Below are 18,048 nucleotides of genomic sequence, written 5' to 3'. Positions count from 1 at the left end.
GTGTCCGGGGAAGGCAGGTAGGGTGCCGCCATGGCTGTTGCGCTGCGCGTCATCCCCTGTCTGGACGTCAACGAGGGCCGGGTCGTCAAGGGGGTCAACTTCACCGACCTGCGTGACGCCGGCGACCCCGTCGAACTGGCCGCCGAGTACGGACGGCAGGGCGCCGATGAACTCACCTTCCTTGACATCTCCGCCTCCACCCAGGGTCGCGCCACGACCCGCGAGATGGTGCGGCGTTGCGCCGAGACGGTCTTCATCCCGCTCACCGTCGGCGGGGGAGTGCGCCATGTCGAGGACGTCGACGCCCTGCTGCGGGCCGGCGCCGACAAGGTGGGCATCAACACCGGGGCGATCGCCGATCCCTCGGTCATCTCGCGGATCGCCGATCGCTTCGGCAGCCAGGTGCTCACCCTGTCCCTCGACGCCCGCCGCGAGGCCGGCCAGCCCTCCGGGTTCGGCGTGACGACCCACGGTGGGTCGCGACCTGCCGGGTTGGACGCCCTCGAGTGGTGCCAGGAGGCCGTCGACCGCGGCGTCGGGGAGGTGCTGCTCAACTCCATGGACGCCGACGGCACCACCGACGGCTTCGACCTCGAGATGATCGAGGCGGTGCGGGCCGTCGTCGACGTGCCGCTCGTGGCCTCCGGCGGGGCTGGAACCGCCCGACATTTCGTCGACGCCGCCCGGGCCGGTGCCGACGCCGTCCTGGCGGCGTCCGTCTTCCACTACGGGACGTTGACGATCGGACAGGTCAAGGACGAGCTGAGGTCGGCCGGGTTCGAGGTCCGCTGAACGGTCAGGACCGCCGTCCGGTGGGGTCGGCCATGGTAGGACTGTGGCCATGGACTGCCTCTTCTGCTCGATCATCGCCGGGGACATCCCCTGCCGCCAGGTCGCCTCGGACGACGTCGCGATCGCCTTCCTCGACGTCAATCCCGCCCAGGACGGGCACACCCTCGTCGTCCCGCGCGTCCACGTGCCCGACGTGCTGGCGAACGACGGCCAGCTCGCCGCCGTCGCGCCCTTGGTGACGACGGTGGCGCGCACCCTCGTCGACCGGCTGGACGCCGACGGCGTCAACCTCCTCGTCAACTCGGGTGAGGTCGCCGGTCAGAGCGTCGGGCACCTGCACGTCCACGTCATCCCGCGCTATGCCCGTGAGCCCGGGGTCGCGGGGATTCGGACCAGGCTCCCCCTGCGCGACCAGGACGAGGTGCTCGGACAGCTGGTCGGCTGACCCGCCACCGCGCCGGTCTCAGGATGTGGGAAGTTTGTCCAGATCTGTTGACGTGGGGCGGTTCGTGGTCAAGAATCATGACCATGAACGGCCCCCACGCCAGCAACCTTCTGGTTATTGACTAGCGTCCCGACTCTCGTCAGGACGCTCCCTCGTATGCCTCAGGCAACGGGGGTTTTTCTTTGTACGGGATCAGGACGCCGGACCGCTCGAGCAGCGCTTCAGGTCACCACCTCGTGGTGGCCGGAGAAGGCGGCAACTCATGGCAATGACGAACGAGAGACGACACGGAACAGGAGCAGGGATGGCCGACAATCCGCGACAACCCAGAATGATGACCGGCGCGCAGATGATCATTGCGAGTCTCGAGAAGCTCGGCGTCGAGGTTGTCTTCGGGCTGCCCGGCGGAGCCATCATGCCGACCTACGACCCCCTCATGGACTCCCGGAAGGTTCGTCACATCCTCGTGCGGCACGAGCAGGGCGCCGGCCATGCCGCCGAGGGCTATGCCGTCGCCACCGGCAAGGTGGGTGTGTGCATGGCCACCTCGGGCCCGGGGGCGACGAACCTCGTCACCCCGATCTACGACGCCTACCTCGACTCGGTCCCGTTGGTCGCCATCACCGGTCAGGTGGGGGCCTCGATGATCGGCACCGACGGGTTCCAGGAGGCCGACATCCGCGGCATCACCATGCCGATCACCAAGCACAACTTCCTCATCAAGCGGGCCGCCGAGATCCCGCTGGCCATCGCCGAGGCGTTCCACATCGCCTCCACCGGCCGTCCCGGACCGGTCCTCGTCGACATCGCCAAGAACGCCCAGAACGAGGTCGCCCCGTTCGTCTGGCCCAAGCAGTACGACCTGCCCGGGTACAAGCCGACGACCAAGCCACACGCCCGCCAGATCAAGGAGGCGGCCACCCTCATCGGCAGGTCGCACCGACCGGTGCTCTACGTCGGTGGAGGCGTCGTCAAGGCCGACGCCGCCGCGGAGCTGGCGGCCCTCGTCGAGCAGACCGGCATCCCGGTCGTCACCACCCTCATGGCCCGCGGCGTCTTCCCCGAGTCCCATCCCCTGGCCATGGGAATGCCCGGGATGCACGGGGCCGTCGCCGCCGTCGGGGCCCTCCAGCGGGCCGACCTCCTCATCGCCGTCGGCACCCGGTTCGACGACCGGGTCACCGGCGATCTCGACTCCTTCGCCCCCGGTGCCAAGGTCATCCACGCCGACGTCGACCCCGCGGAGATCGGCAAGAACAGGGCTGTCGACGTGCCCATCGTCGGTGATGCCAGGCAGACCCTGGCCCGGCTCCGGGAAGCCCTCGAGGGCAAGGAGCTGCGCGACCTGGGCCCCTGGGTCCGGCTGCTCACCCACATGAAGCACACCTATGCGCCGACCTACGACCCGTCCTCCCAGGAGGGGCTGTCGCCCCAGTGGGTCATCGAGCGGATCGGCGCCCTGGCCCCGGACGACGCCGTCTTCGTCACCGGCGTCGGCCAGCACCAGATGTGGGCCGCCCACTTCCTGCCGCACGAGAAGGCCCGCAACTGGCTCACCTCCGGTGGCGCCGGGACGATGGGCTACTGCGTGCCGGCCGCCATGGGAGCCAAGGTGGGCCGTCCCGAGTCGATGGTCTGGGGGATCGACGGCGACGGCTGCTTCCAGATGACGAACCAGGAGCTCGTCACCTGCGCCCTCAACGACATCCCGGTGAAGATCGCCGTCATCAACAACGGCGTCCTGGGCATGGTGCGGCAGTGGCAGAACCTCTTCTTCGACGAGCGGTACTCCCACACCACCCTGCACTCGGACCGGTGCCCCGACTTCGTCAAGCTCGCCGAGGCCCTCGGGTGCGCGGCCTTCCGCGTCACCGACCCCGACGAGGTGGACGACGTCATCGCCAGGGCCAACGCCATCGAGGACCGGCCCGTCGTCGTCGAGTTCGTCGTCCAGCGTGACGCCATGGTCTGGCCCATGGTCGCGGCCGGCGCGAGCAACGACGACATCCGGATCGCGAAGGACATGGCCCCCGACTGGGGTCCCTCCGGCGACGACGTCCCGGCGGCGAACCCCGCCGACGGTTCCGACCCCTCCGGCAGGCCCGGGCCCGCCGACACGTCCGAGGCCGCCGCGGCGGCGCAGGAGGCATGAGACATGAGCAACCACATCCTCTCGGTCCTCGTGACGAACCGGCCCGGCGTCCTCACCCGGGTGTCGGGACTGTTCGCCCGACGCGGCTACAACATCGAGTCGCTCACCGTCTCTCCCACCGACGATCCCGACGAGTCGCGGATGACGATCGGCCTCACCGTCGACTCCGACCCGGCCCTCGAGCAGATCGTCAAGCAGCTCAACAAGCTCATCGAGGTGCACAAGATCGTCGAGCTCGAACCCAATGCGGTCGCCCGCGAGCTGCTCCTCATCAAGGTGCGCTCCGACGTCGAGAACCGCTCGAAGATCCTCGACACCGTCGGACTGTTCCGCGGCAAGGCGGTCGATGTCTCACTGGAGTCGGTCACCGTCGAGGTCACCGGCGGACGTGACAAGCTGGAGGCACTCGTGAGCATGCTCGAGCCCTTCGGCATCATCGAACTCGTCCAGTCCGGTCAGGTCGCCCTCAACCGGGGCGCCGCAGCCCTCTCATCCACCCCGTCCCGGCGTCCGCGCTGAGGCCCCACGATTCCCGTCAAGAAGGAGAACAGATCAATGGCCACGATGTACTACGACGACGACGCCGACCTGTCGATCATCCAGGACCGGCAGGTCGCCATCATCGGCTACGGCTCGCAGGGTCACGCCCACGCGCTCAACCTGCGCGACTCCGGCGTCGACGTGCGGGTCGGACTGCGCGAGGGGTCCTCGTCGATCGCCAAGGCCGAGGCCGAGGGGCTGCGTGTCCTGGGCATCGAGGAGGCCTGCGAGGAGGCCGACGTCATCATGGTCCTGGCCCCCGACCAGAACCAGCGTCAGCTCTATGCCGAGCAGATCGCCCCGCATGTCAAGGATGGCGACGCGCTCTTCTTCGCCCACGGCTTCAACGTCCACTTCGGCTACATCAAGGCTCCCGCCGGGGTCGACGTGTGCATGGTGGCCCCCAAGGGCCCGGGCCACATCGTCCGGCGCGAGTACGCCGACGGCCGGGGCGTGCCGGTGCTCGTGTGTGTCGAGCAGGACGCCTCCGGCCGGGCCTGGGACCTCACCAAGTCCTACGCCAAGGCCCTCGGCGGCCTTCGTGCCGGGGCCATCGAGACGACCTTCCGGGAGGAGACCGAGACCGATCTCTTCGGTGAGCAGGCCGTGCTGTGCGGCGGGCTGTCGCACCTCATCCAGGCCGGCTTCGAGACCCTCACGAACGCCGGGTACCAGCCCGAGATGGCGTACTTCGAGGTGTGCCACGAGATGAAGATGATCGTCGACCTCATCATCGAGGGAGGTATCTCGAAGCAGCGCTGGTCCATCTCCGACACCGCCGAGTACGGCGACTACGTGTCCGGGCCGCGGGTCGTCGACCAGCACGTCAAGGACAACATGAAGGCGGTGCTCGACGACATCCAGTCCGGTGCCTTCGCCCGCCGCTTCATCGCCGACCAGGATGCCGGTGCGCCGGAGTTCAAGGCCATGCGCGAGGCCGAGGCCAAGCACCCCATCGAGGCGACCGGCAAGGAGCTGCGCAAGATGTTCTCCTGGCTCGAGGCCAAGGACGCCGACTACACCGAGGGCACGGCGGCCCGCTGACACAGGAGTTCGGGGCCCCGATGAGCGCATCGGGGCCCCGAATCCATGCCCGCGGGTGGACTTTCGACGTCGAGCGGGTGTTCAGGACGTGAAACCACCCGTTGTGGGCTCCCCAGGTCGGAAATCCACCCGCTACCGCACTACCGCGCCGTCGACCTCCCGGCAGGGCCTCAGAGCCGGCAGGCGACGATCGCCGCCATGTCGCTGGCGAGCTGGATCTCGGTGCAGTTGACCTTGGGATTCGACAGCCACGCCAATCGGGTGTGGTCGACCACCCCGTTGATGTCCCGCGGCGGGAAGCCGTGGCTGGGGGGCATGTCGTCGATGACGATGATCCCGCCACGGTGCACCGCCCGGACGATCTGCTCGACGGACTTGGCCTGCGCCACACGGATGGGCACCGAGAGCAGCCCGAACGGGCCGACCCCCATGAGGTCGTCCCAGTCTCCCTCGATGATGTCGATGTCGAGACCGTCGAGGATCTGCCGTGCCCGCTCGACCCGCTCGTGGTCGAACTCGTAGGTGTGGACCCGGGTGCGCGCCCGCGCTCCCAGCCGCAACCACGCCGCCCCGGCCCCGCAACCGGTCTCGCACTCACCGATGGGCCCGCGGACCGACCCGGCCATGGTGGCGAGGAATCTGCCGGTCTCGTTGCGGGTCGTCGTGAAGTAGCCCATCTCGAGGGCGTTGTGCAGGGCCCGGGTGACGATCTCGGGGGTCTCGGGAAGTGGCAGCATGGGGTGATTCTTCCATCCCGGAGCCGTTGACCCCGGCTGTTCGCCGGATCCGACGCAGTCCGGGCAGGCCGGGGGCCCGGGCCTCAGGCCGCCCCGACCCGGGCCGCGATGGCGTCCCCGATCTGCGTCGTGGACCGGGGAGCCGCGTCCGGGCGTCCGGCGACGTCGGCCGCGACTGCGTCGCGGATGCGCTGGGCGTCGTCGGTGCGGCCGAGGTGGTCGAGCAGCAGCGCCATCGACGAGATGGCCGCCGTCGGGTCGGCTCGTCCGGTGCCGGCGATGTCGGGGGCCGAGCCGTGCACCGGCTCGAACATCGAGGGGAACTGCCCGCTCGTGTTGATGTTCGCGCTGGGGGCCAGACCGATGCCGCCGGTGACCGCCCCCGCGAGGTCGGTGATGATGTCGCCGAAGAGGTTGTCGGTGACGATGACGTCGAACCGCTGCGGTTCCTTGACCAGGGCGATGGTGACCGCGTCGACGTGGAGGTAGTCGTGCTCGACGTCGGGGAACTGCGCCCCGACCTCCTCGACCACCCGACGCCACAGCGACCCGGCGTTGACGAGGACGTTGTGCTTGTGGACGAGGGTGAGGTGGCCGCGTCGGGCCCGGGCCCGGGCGAAGGCGTCGCGCACCACCCGCTCGACCCCGAAGGCGGTGTTCATGCTCACCTCGGTGGCTATCTCCTGCGGCGTCCCGACACGGATCGCCCCGCCGTTGCCGCAGTAGAGGCCCTCGGTGCCCTCCCGGACGACGACGAAGTCGATGGGCCCGGCCGAGGTCACTCGATCGGACAAGGGGGTCGGGGTGCCCGGGTACCACACCGAAGGACGCAGGTTGACGCCCTGGTCGAGGGCGAACCTCAACTTGAGCAGGAGCCCGCGCTCCAACAGCCCCGACGGCACCTCGGTGGACCCGGGAGCGGCCCCGACGGCCCCCAGGACGATGGCATCGCAGGCCGTGATCCGCTCGAGGGTCTCGTCGGGGAGCACCTCCCCGGTGGCCTTCCAGTGCTCGGCCCCCAGGGCGAAGTCCGTCGTCGTGAAGCCATCGGCGCCGATGGTGGCGGCCAGCACCTTGAGGGCCTCGGCGGTGACCTCCGGGCCGATGCCGTCGCCGCCGATGACTGCCAGATGGGGTGCCTCGTTCGTCATGCCGGCAAGGTTACCGACCGGTTCCACGATGTGACATGAACCGTCCGATCGGTGGGATCACGGTGGTTCGACCGGTGTAGCGTGACCCCCATGAGTCTGAGCTTCGCACCGTCAGGAACCCCCCACTGGTCCTCGGACGAGCGGATCGCCGCCGAGCACGCCGATCCCAGGTTCGGAGAGGTCTTCAGCGACCACATGGCCGTGGCCGAGTGGACCCAGCAGGGCGGCTGGGCCGACGACCGGGTCGTCGACTACGGCCCCATCCCGGTCAACCCCGGAGGTGCCGTCCTCCACTACGCCCAGGAGATCTTCGAGGGCCTCAAGGCCTACCGCCACGCCGACGGCTCGGTGTGGCTCTTCCGTCCCGACGAGAACGGCAAGCGGTTGGCCTCCTCGGCCGATCGGCTCGCCCTGCCGCAACTGCCCGTCGAGGACTTCGTCACCTCGGTGCGCCAGCTCGTCGACGTCGACTCGAGGTGGGTGCCCGATCCCGGGGAGGCCGGCGAGAAGTCGCTGTACCTGCGTCCCTTCATGATCGCCGACGAGGACTTCCTCGGCGTCGCCCCGGCCAAGCGGGTGCGCTACACCGTCATCGCCTCCCCGGTCGGCGCCTACTTCGCCGGCGGTATCAAGCCGGTGCGCATCTGGGTGGAGCGGCACAACTCGCGGACCGCCCCCGGAGGAACCGGTGCGGCCAAGTGCGGCGGCAACTACGCCGCCTCCCTCAAGGCGCAGGTCGAGGCCTACGCCAAGGGATGCTCGCAGGTCCTCTTCGTCGACGCCGCGGAGCGCACCTGGGTGGAGGAGCTCGGTGGCATGAACATCATGGTCGTGAGCAAGGACGGCGAGCTCATCACCCCTGAGCTCAGCGGGACGATCCTGCCGGGCATCACCCGCAAGTCGATCCTCGCGGTCGCCCCCGACCTGGGTCTGACGCCGGTCGAGCGCAGGCTGTCGATCACCGAGCTGTACGACGGCATCCGGTCCGGGCAGTTCCCGGAGGTCTTCGCCTGTGGGACGGCGGCCGTCGTCACCCCGATCGGCTCCCTCGTCGACGAGGACGGCACCCTCGAGGTGCACGAGCAGACCGGCGAGACGACCCTGCGGATCCGTGAGCGTCTGCTCGACCTCCAGTACGGCCGGGTCGAGGACACCCGCGGCTGGATGCAGCAGGTCTGCTGAGGCCGGGCCGCGGTCGGGTCACTGCGCCGTGAGGCTGACCCGGTCGAGGACGTGCGCGACGGGGTGTTCGTCGCGCACGTCGGCGATCCAACTCGTGAGGTCGCCGGTGCCCGAGTCGAGGACCTGGAAGACGACGTGGTCGTTGCTGGCGACATAGGGCAGTGGGCGGCCGGCGTCGTCGAGCAGCGGGGCGACGTTCGGCACCTGAGGTTCGAGGCCGTCCGGGTCGTCCCGGGCGGGGTACAGCTCGGAGCGCCATGGGGCCGGCGGGACGTGTCGGCGCTGCCCGTTGTCGCGCGTGTACGCCCCGTACGTGTTGCCGGTGTTCGATCCCTCGACCCAGTGCGTGCGGCCGTTGCGCCCGACGAACCGGTTCCACAGATGTGAGTGTCCGTTGACGACGAGCTGCACCCCGGCGTCCTCGAGCAGCGGGGCCAGGTCGTCGAGCAGGGGGTTGCGGCCGGCGTCGTACTCGTAGCGCACCCCGACGAGCCGGCCGTCCTCGCGCTCCTCGATGCGGCGCGGGTCGCGGAACGGGGGAGTGAGGTTCTCGCCCAGGCCGTGTGGCCCCTCGTGCAGCTGGACGACGGTGTACCTGGCCGCCCGGCGCTGCGGCGAGTCGAGTTCGGCCACCAGCCAGTCCCACTGGGCCGATCCCGGGCCGATGGGCTCGTGGAGGAAGCATCCACCGCCCTGGAGTTCCGGGGTGTCCAGCACCGAGCGCGCCTCCTGGTACCTGCTCGACGCCGTCCTGGTGGCCGGGTCGGGATCGGCCTCGATCCCACGCCACATCCGGGCGCAGAAGAGCGTGATGAGGTGGACGTCGCCCACGGTGAGGGCGTACCACGGCGGCATCCCGGTCACCTGCCGGTAGGACGTCGTCGAACACGACGAGGGCCCGTACCGGCCGGCGACCTCGTGGTTGCCGATCGCCGGCAGCAACGGCGTCGACTGGACGAGCGCCGCCCCGTGACGCCGGTGACCGCCTGTGTCGAGGGCCCGCGCGCGGCCCTGGACGACCGGTAGGAAGGCGCGATTCTCGACGGACCCGGCACTCGGACCGAACCAGTCCGACGCCCTGTCCGGGTCGTTGACGAGGTCGCCCGGCATGACGACGCCGTCCAGCGGCCCGACGGTGGCCACCGCCAGCTCGATGTTGGCCGCAGTGTTGGGTTTGGCCTGGTGGTCGCTCGTGAGGAGCAGACGCACCGGGGAGCCGGGCTCGGGGGCGGGGGCCAAGCTGAACCGCCCGGAGGCCTGCCCGTCCGAGACGACGTGGTACCCGATCCGGCCGGCGATGCCGTCGACGTGCCCGACGTGGCGGAACACCGGCTCGTCCATCCGCGTCAGGGTGAGGGTGTCGGCGGGGACGGTGCGCCCATCGGCCAGGACGACCGTGTGGTTCCGGCCGGGCGTGGAGGTGAACCAGACGACGTCGACCCCGCCGGCTCGGGGGCGCAGGAGGAGGGGGTCCGAGAGGAACGCACCGGCGAGGGGCTGGGCACTCATGTCTGTCCTCCGTGTCCGGGATCCGGTCGGCTCAGCCGATCGTCCCGACGACGAGCGGTGAGGCCGTGAACTCCTCACCGATGGTGAACGCTCCGTCCAGGGCCTCCCGGGCCCGGTCGATGGCCTCGGGGGTGTCGGTGAGCAGGGTCGCCAGCGGTTGCCCGGCGATGACCTCGTCACCGGGGCGGACACGCAGCATGACGCCGGCCCCGGCCTGCACCGGATCCTCCTTGCGCGCCCGGCCGGCCCCCAGTCGCCAGGCGGCGATGCCGACCGACATGGCGTCGATCCCGGTGACGATGCCGCCGCGAGGGGCCATGACGTCCTGCCCGTGCCGGGCCACCGGGAGCTTGGCGTCGGGGTCGCCACCCTGGGCGGCCACCATGCGACGCCACACCTCCATGGCCTGTCCGGAGGCGAGGACCTGGGCCGGGTCGGCGTCGAGCCCTGCGGCCCGGACCATCTGCGTGGCCAGGGCGACGGTGAGCTCGACGACGTCGGCCGGTCCGCGTCCGGCCAACACCTCGAGGGCCTCGGCGATCTCGATGCCGTTGCCGCAGGCGTAGCCGAGAGGGACGTCCATCCGCGTGATGAGAGCCGTCGTCGCGACCCCGGCGGCCGTGCCGAGGGCGACGAGACGGCGCGCCAGCTCGCGGGAGTCGTCGAGGGACTTCATGAAGGCCCCCGACCCGGTCTTGACGTCGAGGACGAGGGCCCCGGTGCCCTCGGCGATCTTCTTGCTCATGATCGAGCTGGCGATGAGCGGGATCGATTCGACCGTGCCGGTGACGTCGCGCAGGGCGTAGAGCTTCTTGTCGGCCGGGGCCAGCCCGGGACCGGCCGCGCAGATGACGGCGCCGACCTCCTCGAGCTGGGTGAGCATCTCGTCGTGGGTGAGGTCGGCCCTCCAGCCGGCGATGGCCTCCATCTTGTCGAGGGTCCCTCCGGTGTGTCCCAGTCCGCGCCCCGACAGCTGCGGGACCGCGGCCCCACAGGCGGCGACGAGGGGAGCCAGTGGCAGCGTGATCTTGTCGCCGACACCGCCGGTGGAGTGCTTGTCGACGGTGGGCCGGCTCAACGTCGAGAAGTCCATCCGCTCGCCGGAGGCGATCATGGCGCCGGTCCACCGGGACAGCTCGTCGTCGTCCATGCCACGGAAGAAGACCGCCATGGCCATCGCAGACATCTGTTCGTCGGCCACCCGGCCGTGCGTGTAGGCGTCGATGAGCCAGTCGATCTGGGCAGGGGAGAGGCGCGCCCCGTCACGCTTGGAGCGGATGAGGTCGACGACGTCGAACTGTGTCATGGCGTCAGTATGTCAGCAGCCGACTGTCGCCAGCCGCGCGACGACCTCCATCCGCCCTGCCCATCGGGTCGACGGCGGTCGGTCGACTCATCGCTGGACCGGCGGTGCCGACCACTACTGTGGTCGCATGCGCATCGCCCGTTACGCCCCCGTCGACCAGGACCCCTGCTTCGGCATCGTCGAGCTGGCCGCCGACGGTGGAGACCATCCCGACACCATCGCCCAGATCAGCGGCGACCCCGTGGCCGGACCGGTGCAGTACACCGGTGCCCGCGTCGACCTGGACCAGGTGCGTCTGCTGTCCCCGGTCATCCCGCGGTCGAAGGTCGTCGGGGTGGGGCGCAACTATGCCGCCCACGCCGCCGAGCTCGGCAACGAGGTGCCCGCCGAACCGCTGCTCTTCCTCAAGCCGAACACCTCGGTCATCGGGCCCGACGAGGCCATCGTCCGACCGACCGCGTGCCACGAACTGCACCACGAGGGGGAGCTCGCCGTCGTCATCGGGCGGATCTGCAAGGACGTACCGGCCGATCGCGTCCAGGAGGTCGTCTTCGGGTTCACCGTCGCCAACGACGTCACCGCCCGCGACCTGCAGAACAGCGATGGTCACTGGACCCGCGCCAAGGGGTCCGACACCTTCTGTCCACTCGGGCCATGGATGGTGACGCACTTCTCCCTGGCCGAGGCCTCCGACCTGGGTATCCGCACCCGGGTCGACGGCGAGCTGCGCCAGGACGGTCGCACCGCCCTCATGATCCGGCCCATCGCCGACCTCGTGTCGTACGTGTCGAGCTTCATGACCCTGCTGCCCGGTGACGTCCTGCTCACCGGGACCCCGGCCGGGGTCGGCACCATCGAGCCCGGCCAGCGTGTCGAGGTGGAGATCGAGGGCATTGGCACCCTCGCCAACACCGTCGTCGAGGCCTGACGATGACTGCTGGAGGCACCCCTTCCGGGCGTCGTCCGGGGTCCCGGACCACGCCGGCCGGACGACGTCCGGCGCCCGGTGAGTACCTCGAGCCCCAGCCGGGGGTCGACTACGCCCATGTCCTGGCCAGTTCTCCCGACGGGGTGGTGCGCGGCCTGTTGGGCCTGGCCGGGGCCATGCTCGGTTGGGCCCTCCTCGTGCCGGTCGTCGTGCAGCTGCTCATCGTCGTCGGGTGGCTCGTCACCGGGATGCCGGGCACCCTCGCCGAGCACACGGCTCGTGCGACGCGCTTCGAGACCGTCGACGGTCTCGTGGCGACGCATCTGGGCCTGGCCTGCCTCATCGTCGTCGTCCTGGCCCTGGCGCGGTGGGTGCACCATCGTCGCGCCCGGTGGGTGTGGTCGGTCCAGCCGGGCATGAGGTGGCGCTATGGCCTCATCGTCGCGGTCGTCGCGGCTGTCGTCATCAACCTCACCCAGGTTCTCGTCAAGGGGGACGCCGCCTGGCACTTCACGACGCCCCGGGACTGGTGGGTGTGGATCCTGGCCATCGTCCTCACCTCTCCGCTGCAGGCGGCCGCCGAGGAGGTCTTCTTCCGCGGGTACCTCATGAACGCGCTGGGGTCGATGGGGGCGGGGCGATGGGTCGCCGTCATCGTTTCGGCGCTCGTCTTCGCCCTGGCACACGGCACCCAGAGCCTGTGGCTGTTCCTCGACAGGTTCGCCTTCGGTGTCATCGCCGGATCGCTCGTCATCGTCACCGGGGGGCTGGAGGCCGGCATCGGGGCCCACGTCGTCAACAACCTCTTCGCCTTCGGCTACTCCGTCTTCCAGGGCGGGGCGGCCCGGGCACGGGGCATCACGACGATGGCCTGGCAGGACGCCGTGTGGGACGTCGTCGGGTTCGCGACGATCGCGGCGGCGGCCATGTGGATCGGTGCGGGGATGAACCTGGCGCGCACGACACCGGGGAAACCGGTCGATTTGCCGAAGGGGTCATCGGCTTGATAGTGTTCAACGTCGTTGCGCCAGCCGGGGATCCGGCGGTGATGACGGTGGGGTATAGGGTAATTGGCAGCCCGACTGATTCTGGTTCAGTTAGTCTAGGTTCGAGTCCTAGTACCCCAGCCATCGGTGAGAATTCGCCGAGGTGGCAGTCTGGTGAGATCATTGCTAGGCTTCCACGGCCCGACAATTGAAAACACCTCTGGCCCCGTAGTGCAGCGGCCCAGCACGCGGCCCTCTCAAGGCTGAAACGGCGGTTCGAATCCGCCCGGGGCTACCAGATGGTGAAGGCCCGGACCTCATGGTCCGGGCCTTTTCCGTATGGTCCATGATCGTCGTCGGCGTGGGCCCATTCCGGGACGAGGTGCGACGGACCGGGTCACCGCCGCACGGCGCTGTCGTTCAGTCGGCCGAACGGCGCAGCACCTCCGACAGACGTTCCCCTGCGGCCATGACGGCCGGGGCGTGGATCCGACCGGGCTGACGGGTGAGGCGTTCGATGGGCCCGGACACCGACACGGCGGCGATGATCTTGCCCGAGGGGGAGCGCACCGGGGCCGACACCGAGGCGACGCCGTGCTCCCGCTCCCCGACGGACTGGGCCCAGCCACGCTTGCGCACCGCCCCCAGGGTGATGGCCGAGAAGGCCGAGTGGGACAACCCGCGGCGCACCTTGTCGTGGTCCTCCCAGGCGAGCAGCACCTGGGCGGCCGAGCCGGCGTCCATGGACAGCAGGCTGCCCACCGGGATGGTGTCGCGCAGTCCGGTGGGACGCTCCGCCGCGGCCACGCACACCCGGCTGTCCCCCTGGCGTCGGTAGAGCTGGGCCGATTCCCCGGTGATGTCGCGCAGCCGGGCGAGAATGGGTCCGGAGGCGGCCAGGAGACGGTCCTCGCCGGCCGCTGCCGCCAGTTCCGACAGTCGCGGCCCGAGGATGAAGCGTCCCTGGAGGTCGCGTCCGACGAAGCGGTGGTGTTCGAGGGCCCGCGCCAGGCGGTGCGCCGTGGGACGCGCCAGGCCGGTCGCCTGGACGAGTCCGGCCAGGCTCGTGGGGCCGGTCTCGAGGGCGGACAGTACGAGGGCGGCCTTGTCGAGCACTCCGACGCCGCTGCTGGATTCGTCCATATGTCAAGATTAGCGTCTCATTGCGCGGCCGGCCAGTCCATACTTCACGTGGCACCGGGTCGGGCCCTGCCCACGACGGTCCGGTGCGGTGGCCCGGGGATCCGGGCCAGGGGATCCGGATCGAGAGGAGTGGAGATGGGTCGCACGCTCAGCGAGAAGCTGTGGGACGCCCACGTCGTGCATCGTGGCCAAGGGGGTGAGCCCGACCTGCTCTACATCGACCTGCACCTCGTCCACGAGGTGACGAGCCCGCAGGCCTTCGACGGACTGCGTCTGGCCGGACGCCGGGTACGTCGCCCCGACCTCACGCTGGCCACCGAGGACCACAACATTCCCACCACCGATCTCGACCGGCCCATCGCCGATCCCGTCTCCCGGGCCCAGGTCGAGGCCCTGCGGCACAATGCCGCCGAGTTCGGGGTCCCGCTCCACTCCCTGGGCGACGCCGACCAGGGCATCGTCCACATCATCGGCCCCCAGCTCGGCCTCACCCAGCCCGGCATGACCGTCGTGTGCGGCGACTCCCACACCTCCACCCACGGCGCCTTCGGCGCCCTGGCCTTCGGCATCGGCACCTCCGAGGTCGAGCACGTCCTGGCCACCCAGACCCTGCCACAGGCCCGACCGCGCACCATGGCCGTCACGGTCGACGGGCAACTGCCGGACGGCGTCACCCCCAAGGACCTCGTCCTGGCCCTCATCGCCCGCACGGGCACCGGGGGTGGGCAGGGGTACATGGTCGAGTACCGTGGCCGCGCCATCGAGGAGATGTCGATGGAGGGTCGCATGACGATCTGCAACATGTCGATCGAGTGGGGCGCCAAGGCGGGCATGATCGCCCCGGACGAGACGACCTTCGCCTACGTCCAGGGTCGTCCGCACGCGCCGAGCGGCCAACAGTGGGAGGACGCCGTCGCCTGGTGGCGCACCCTGCGCACCGACGACGACGCCGTCTTCGACAAGGAGATCCACATCGACGCGTCCACCCTCACCCCCTTCGTCACCTGGGGCACGAACCCCGGGCAGGGAGTACCGCTCGGTGACGTCGTGCCCGCCCCCGAGCAGGTCGCGGACGAGGTGGCCCGCAGCTCGGCCGAGCGCGCCCTGAGCTACATGGATCTGACGCCCGGCACGCCGATGCGCGACATCCACATCGACACGGTCTTCCTCGGCTCGTGCACGAACGGACGCATCGAGGACCTGCGCCTGGCGGCGTCGGTCATCCGGGGGCGCAAGGTGGCCGAGGGTACCCGGATGCTCGTCGTCCCCGGATCGGTCCAGGTGCGTCAACAGGCCATGGACGAGGGCCTCGACCGGGTCTTCCTCGACGCCGGCGCCGAATGGCGCGGTGCAGGCTGTTCGATGTGCCTGGGCATGAATCCCGACCAGCTCGCGCCGGGGGAGCGCTCGGCGTCGACCTCGAACCGCAATTTCGAGGGCAGGCAGGGCAAGGGCGGTCGCACGCACCTCGTGTCCCCGGCGGTGGCCGCGGCGACGGCGGTCGTCGGCACCCTGGCCGCACCGGCCGACCTCGCCCCGATGAGCACTGCTGTCCAAGAGGCCTGAGATGGACATCTTCACCACGCACACCGGAATCGCCGTCCCGCTGCGCCGCAGCAACGTCGACACCGACCAGATCATTCCCGCCGTCTACCTCAAGCGGATCACCCGCTCGGGGTTCGAGGACGGTCTCTTCGCGGCCTGGCGCAAGGATCCCGAGTTCATCCTCAACCAGGATCCCTACCGGTCGGGTTCGGTCCTCGTCACCGGCCCCGACTTCGGCACCGGGTCCTCCCGTGAGCACGCCGTCTGGGCCCTCCAGAACTACGGGTTCCGGGTCGTCATCGGCTCGCGATTCGGCGACATCTTCCGCAACAACGCCGGCAAGGCGGGTCTCCTCGTCGCCCGGGTCGACCAGGACGTCATCGAGGCGCTCTGGGCGCTGCTCGAGCAGGAACCCGGCACGACGCTGTCGGTGAGCCTCGTCGACCGCACCGTGACGACTCCCGACGGCACGTCGTACCCCTTCGAGGTGGACGACTTCACCCGGCAGCGCCTGCTCGAGGGGCTCGACGACATCTCGCTCACCCTGCGTCACCGGGACGAGATCGACTCCTACGAGGCGGCCCGACCGGCCTTCAAGCCCGTGACGACCTGATCGGCTACAGTGGCCCGGTTCGCGCAGCCAGGAGGTCCACCGTGTTCCGCAGGGTCAAGCTGACCAATCCGGCCGACCGGCCGCGGCCCATCTTCAAAGCGGCGGTGGTCGTCCTGTCAGCGGCTGCCCAGGCGGTGACCACCCTCGACTTCGACGGCGCCGAGCACCTGCCGGCGAGCGGGCCGCTGCTCGTCGTCGGCAACCATGTCTCGAACTACGACCCGGTGGTCCTCGGATCCTTCCTCGCCTTCAACGGCCGTTTTCCGCACTGGCTGGCGAAGAAGGAGCTCTTCGAGGTCCCCTTCGTCGGCTGGGTGGCGACGCAGTCGGACCAGATCCCGGTTGACCGGCGTCATCCCGACCCGCGCCAGGTGCTCGGGGCGGCCCGCGACCAGCTCGCAGCGGGCCGCACCGTCGTCATGTACCCGGAGGGCACCATCACCGGGGACCCGCTCCACTGGCCCATGGTGGCGCACACCGGGGCGGCGAGGCTGGCTCTCGAGACACGGGTGCCCGTCGTGCCGGTGGGGCAGTGGGGGCCGCAGGAGGTCATGGGATACAAGGAGATGACCTTCCCGCACGTCGTTCCGCGCCACACCATGCACCTGCGGGCCGGTGCGCCCATCGTCCTCGACGACCTCTGGGGCCGCCAGGACGACCACGAGGCCGTCCGGGCAGCCACGGAACGGATGATGTCGGCCATCGACGAGCTCGTGGCGCAGCTTCGAGGGGAGCCGGCACCCGACAGTCGCTACGACCTGAGGACCGGCGAGCGCGTCCCCAAGGTCCAGTCCTGACTCCTCGGTAGTGTGGGGAGTCGACCACTCCTGGAAGGAACCCCATGGCAGGCAAGACCTCGGTCGCCGTCGTCTTCGGCGGAATGAGCTCGGAGCATCCCATCTCGTGTCTCACGGCGGCGAACGTCGTCGCGGCCGTCGACGCCGACCGGTTCGACGTCGTCGGCATCGGGATCACCAGGGACGGGGTGTGGACGAGCTGGAGCCCGGAGCAGATCCTCGCCCTGCGTGCCGCCGAGGGACTTCCAGAGGTGACGACCGAGGGTCACCCGACGGTCGGCCTGCAGCGGTTCGACGACGCCTGCCACATCGTCGCCGCCGAGGCCGGTCAGGATCCGGTGCGCATCGACGTCGTCTTCCCGCTCCTGCACGGGCCGTTCGGTGAGGACGGGACGATCCAGGGGCTCTTCGAGATGAACGGGGTGCGCTACGTCGGGTGTGGCGTCGCGGCCTCGGCCAACTGCATGGACAAGCACCTCACGAAGGTGGTCCTCGACGAGGCCGGCATCCCGGTCGGGCCCTACGTCGTCGTCCGCCCGCACGAGTGGGACGACGATCGCGCCGGGTGCCTCGAGCGGATCGAGACCCTGTCGTACCCGCTCTTCGTCAAGCCGTCCCGCGGAGGGTCCTCGGTGGGCATCTCCAAGGTGCGTCGCCCCGAGGACCTCGTCGACGCCGTCGACGAGGCTCGCCGGTACGACCCCAAGGTCGTCGTCGAGGAGGGCATCGTCGGCCGCGAGGTCGAGTGCTCGGTCCTCGACGGCCATGACGGCGCCACCCCGCGCGCCTCGCTGCCCGGCGAGATCATCGTCCACGACCCTGACGGCTTCTACGACTTCGACGCGAAGTACCTCACCGGTGATTCCCTGGCGACGGTCCAGGTGCCGGCCGAGCTCGACGAGGCGACCCGTGATCGTGTGCAGCAGGTCGCCATCGACGCCTTCCGCGCCCTGGGCTGCGAGGGTCTGGCGCGCATCGACACCTTCGTCCTGCCGGACGGCACGGTTGTCGTCAACGAGCCGAACACCATGCCGGGGTTCACCAAGAGCTCCGGGTTCCCGCTCATGTGGCAGGCCAGCGGGATGAGCTACCCGCAGATCGTCTCGGAACTGCTCGACCTGGCCCTCGAGCGTCCGCTCGGACTGAGGTAGTGGGTGCGCCTGAGGTGGTGGGTGCGT

Annotated in this window: 17 protein-coding genes and 2 tRNA genes; 14 read left to right on the top strand and 5 right to left on the bottom strand. The window is 69.9% G+C overall.

Annotated features, from left to right (window positions below; all coding sequences use genetic code 11):
* The first annotated feature begins 30 nt into the window (after positions 1-30).
* The 5 genes from hisF to ilvC all read left to right on the top strand — a co-directional run bounded on the left by hisF (position 31) and on the right by ilvC (position 4,973).
* On the top strand, positions 31-792 hold the full coding sequence (hisF, locus tag E0E30_RS06835; RefSeq protein WP_130865662.1) for an imidazole glycerol phosphate synthase subunit HisF: 762 nt from the start codon (positions 31-33) through the stop codon (positions 790-792).
* Between the two features lie 49 nt (positions 793-841).
* Positions 842-1,237, top strand: coding sequence for an HIT family protein (locus E0E30_RS06830; RefSeq protein WP_130865661.1), 396 nt, complete (start codon positions 842-844; stop codon positions 1,235-1,237).
* 304 nt (positions 1,238-1,541) lie between these two features.
* Positions 1,542-3,389: an acetolactate synthase large subunit gene (locus tag E0E30_RS06825; protein ID WP_210115793.1), complete on the top strand. Its 1,848-nt coding sequence runs from the start codon at positions 1,542-1,544 to the stop codon at positions 3,387-3,389.
* A gap of 3 nt (positions 3,390-3,392) precedes the next feature.
* Positions 3,393-3,908, top strand: a complete 516-nt coding sequence (gene ilvN, locus E0E30_RS06820; RefSeq protein ID WP_130865659.1) for an acetolactate synthase small subunit — start codon at positions 3,393-3,395, stop codon at positions 3,906-3,908.
* Between the two features lie 36 nt (positions 3,909-3,944).
* Positions 3,945-4,973 (top strand): ketol-acid reductoisomerase, encoded by a 1,029-nt coding sequence (gene ilvC / locus E0E30_RS06815; RefSeq protein WP_130865658.1) that lies wholly within the window; start codon positions 3,945-3,947, stop codon positions 4,971-4,973.
* A 170-nt stretch (positions 4,974-5,143) separates the two neighbouring features.
* Here the strand turns inward: ilvC and E0E30_RS06810 are convergent, their stop codons facing one another.
* The gene (locus tag E0E30_RS06810; protein ID WP_130865657.1) at positions 5,144-5,710 is read right to left on the bottom strand and encodes an O-methyltransferase; all 567 of its coding nucleotides are present in this window, start codon (positions 5,708-5,710) and stop codon (positions 5,144-5,146) included.
* Positions 5,711-5,793: 83 nt separating this feature from the next.
* Positions 5,794-6,861, bottom strand: coding sequence for a 3-isopropylmalate dehydrogenase (locus E0E30_RS06805; RefSeq protein ID WP_130865656.1), 1,068 nt, complete (start codon positions 6,859-6,861; stop codon positions 5,794-5,796).
* A 90-nt stretch (positions 6,862-6,951) separates the two neighbouring features.
* Here E0E30_RS06805 and E0E30_RS06800 point away from each other — a divergent pair, with 90 nt between their 5' ends.
* Positions 6,952-8,043 (top strand): branched-chain amino acid aminotransferase, encoded by a 1,092-nt coding sequence (locus E0E30_RS06800; protein ID WP_130865655.1) that lies wholly within the window; start codon positions 6,952-6,954, stop codon positions 8,041-8,043.
* A gap of 18 nt (positions 8,044-8,061) precedes the next feature.
* Here the strand turns inward: E0E30_RS06800 and E0E30_RS06795 are convergent, their stop codons facing one another.
* Both E0E30_RS06795 and E0E30_RS06790 read right to left on the bottom strand, forming a co-directional pair.
* Positions 8,062-9,552: a metallophosphoesterase gene (locus E0E30_RS06795; protein WP_130865654.1), complete on the bottom strand. Its 1,491-nt coding sequence runs from the start codon at positions 9,550-9,552 to the stop codon at positions 8,062-8,064.
* Positions 9,553-9,583: 31 nt separating this feature from the next.
* On the bottom strand, positions 9,584-10,858 hold the full coding sequence (locus E0E30_RS06790) for a thymidine phosphorylase (protein ID WP_130865653.1): 1,275 nt from the start codon (positions 10,856-10,858) through the stop codon (positions 9,584-9,586).
* 127 nt (positions 10,859-10,985) lie between these two features.
* On the opposite strand from E0E30_RS06790, the gene E0E30_RS06785 reads away from it, so the two are divergent.
* From E0E30_RS06785 to E0E30_RS06770, 4 genes are all read left to right on the top strand, one after another.
* On the top strand, positions 10,986-11,786 hold the full coding sequence (locus tag E0E30_RS06785) for a fumarylacetoacetate hydrolase family protein (RefSeq protein ID WP_130865652.1): 801 nt from the start codon (positions 10,986-10,988) through the stop codon (positions 11,784-11,786).
* Positions 11,787-11,788: 2 nt separating this feature from the next.
* Positions 11,789-12,793 carry a CPBP family intramembrane glutamic endopeptidase gene (locus E0E30_RS06780; RefSeq protein ID WP_130865651.1) on the top strand — a complete coding sequence of 335 codons (1,005 nt, stop codon included), beginning with the start codon at positions 11,789-11,791 and terminating at the stop codon, positions 12,791-12,793.
* A gap of 48 nt (positions 12,794-12,841) precedes the next feature.
* Positions 12,842-12,916: transfer RNA gene (locus E0E30_RS06775), tRNA-Gln, on the top strand.
* Positions 12,917-12,994: 78 nt separating this feature from the next.
* A tRNA-Glu gene (locus E0E30_RS06770) sits at positions 12,995-13,070 on the top strand.
* A gap of 122 nt (positions 13,071-13,192) precedes the next feature.
* Here E0E30_RS06770 and E0E30_RS06765 read toward each other — a convergent pair.
* On the bottom strand, positions 13,193-13,915 hold the full coding sequence (locus E0E30_RS06765; protein WP_130865650.1) for an IclR family transcriptional regulator: 723 nt from the start codon (positions 13,913-13,915) through the stop codon (positions 13,193-13,195).
* 135 nt (positions 13,916-14,050) lie between these two features.
* Here E0E30_RS06765 and leuC point away from each other — a divergent pair, with 135 nt between their 5' ends.
* The 4 genes from leuC to E0E30_RS06745 all read left to right on the top strand — a co-directional run bounded on the left by leuC (position 14,051) and on the right by E0E30_RS06745 (position 18,021).
* Positions 14,051-15,481 carry a 3-isopropylmalate dehydratase large subunit gene (gene leuC / locus E0E30_RS06760; RefSeq protein ID WP_130865649.1) on the top strand — a complete coding sequence of 477 codons (1,431 nt, stop codon included), beginning with the start codon at positions 14,051-14,053 and terminating at the stop codon, positions 15,479-15,481.
* Position 15,482: 1 nt separating this feature from the next.
* Entirely contained in the window at positions 15,483-16,073 is a 591-nt protein-coding gene (gene leuD, locus E0E30_RS06755; RefSeq protein WP_130865648.1) for a 3-isopropylmalate dehydratase small subunit, read from the top strand.
* A gap of 104 nt (positions 16,074-16,177) precedes the next feature.
* Positions 16,178-16,870, top strand: coding sequence for a lysophospholipid acyltransferase family protein (locus tag E0E30_RS06750; protein WP_210115872.1), 693 nt, complete (start codon positions 16,178-16,180; stop codon positions 16,868-16,870).
* A 44-nt stretch (positions 16,871-16,914) separates the two neighbouring features.
* A complete protein-coding gene (locus E0E30_RS06745; RefSeq protein WP_130865646.1) occupies positions 16,915-18,021 on the top strand; it encodes a D-alanine--D-alanine ligase family protein in 1,107 nt (368 codons plus the stop codon).
* Positions 18,022-18,048 lie beyond the last annotated feature (27 nt).

The sequence above is a fragment of the Acidipropionibacterium timonense genome (assembly GCF_900605005.1).
Lineage (GTDB): Bacteria > Actinomycetota > Actinomycetes > Propionibacteriales > Propionibacteriaceae > Cutibacterium > Cutibacterium timonense.
The sequence above is the reverse complement of the archived record's forward strand: the minus strand, read 5'-3'. Positions and strand labels throughout refer to the sequence as shown.

Excerpts from the sequence above, each read along its gene's own strand:
- hisF (WP_130865662.1), top strand. The coding sequence starts at position 31 with ATGGCTGTTGCGCTGCGCGTCATCCCCTGTCTGGACGTCAACGAGGGC.
- E0E30_RS06830 (WP_130865661.1), top strand. The coding sequence starts at position 842 with ATGGACTGCCTCTTCTGCTCGATCATCGCCGGGGACATCCCCTGCCGC.
- E0E30_RS06825 (WP_210115793.1), top strand. The coding sequence starts at position 1,542 with ATGGCCGACAATCCGCGACAACCCAGAATGATGACCGGCGCGCAGATG.
- ilvN (WP_130865659.1), top strand. The coding sequence starts at position 3,393 with ATGAGCAACCACATCCTCTCGGTCCTCGTGACGAACCGGCCCGGCGTC.
- ilvC (WP_130865658.1), top strand. The coding sequence starts at position 3,945 with ATGGCCACGATGTACTACGACGACGACGCCGACCTGTCGATCATCCAG.
- E0E30_RS06810 (WP_130865657.1), bottom strand. The coding sequence starts at position 5,710 with ATGCTGCCACTTCCCGAGACCCCCGAGATCGTCACCCGGGCCCTGCAC.
- E0E30_RS06805 (WP_130865656.1), bottom strand. The coding sequence starts at position 6,861 with ATGACGAACGAGGCACCCCATCTGGCAGTCATCGGCGGCGACGGCATC.
- E0E30_RS06800 (WP_130865655.1), top strand. The coding sequence starts at position 6,952 with ATGAGTCTGAGCTTCGCACCGTCAGGAACCCCCCACTGGTCCTCGGAC.
- E0E30_RS06795 (WP_130865654.1), bottom strand. The coding sequence starts at position 9,552 with ATGAGTGCCCAGCCCCTCGCCGGTGCGTTCCTCTCGGACCCCCTCCTC.
- E0E30_RS06790 (WP_130865653.1), bottom strand. The coding sequence starts at position 10,858 with ATGACACAGTTCGACGTCGTCGACCTCATCCGCTCCAAGCGTGACGGG.
- E0E30_RS06785 (WP_130865652.1), top strand. The coding sequence starts at position 10,986 with ATGCGCATCGCCCGTTACGCCCCCGTCGACCAGGACCCCTGCTTCGGC.
- E0E30_RS06780 (WP_130865651.1), top strand. The coding sequence starts at position 11,789 with ATGACTGCTGGAGGCACCCCTTCCGGGCGTCGTCCGGGGTCCCGGACC.
- E0E30_RS06765 (WP_130865650.1), bottom strand. The coding sequence starts at position 13,915 with ATGGACGAATCCAGCAGCGGCGTCGGAGTGCTCGACAAGGCCGCCCTC.
- leuC (WP_130865649.1), top strand. The coding sequence starts at position 14,051 with ATGGGTCGCACGCTCAGCGAGAAGCTGTGGGACGCCCACGTCGTGCAT.
- leuD (WP_130865648.1), top strand. The coding sequence starts at position 15,483 with ATGGACATCTTCACCACGCACACCGGAATCGCCGTCCCGCTGCGCCGC.
- E0E30_RS06745 (WP_130865646.1), top strand. The coding sequence starts at position 16,915 with ATGGCAGGCAAGACCTCGGTCGCCGTCGTCTTCGGCGGAATGAGCTCG.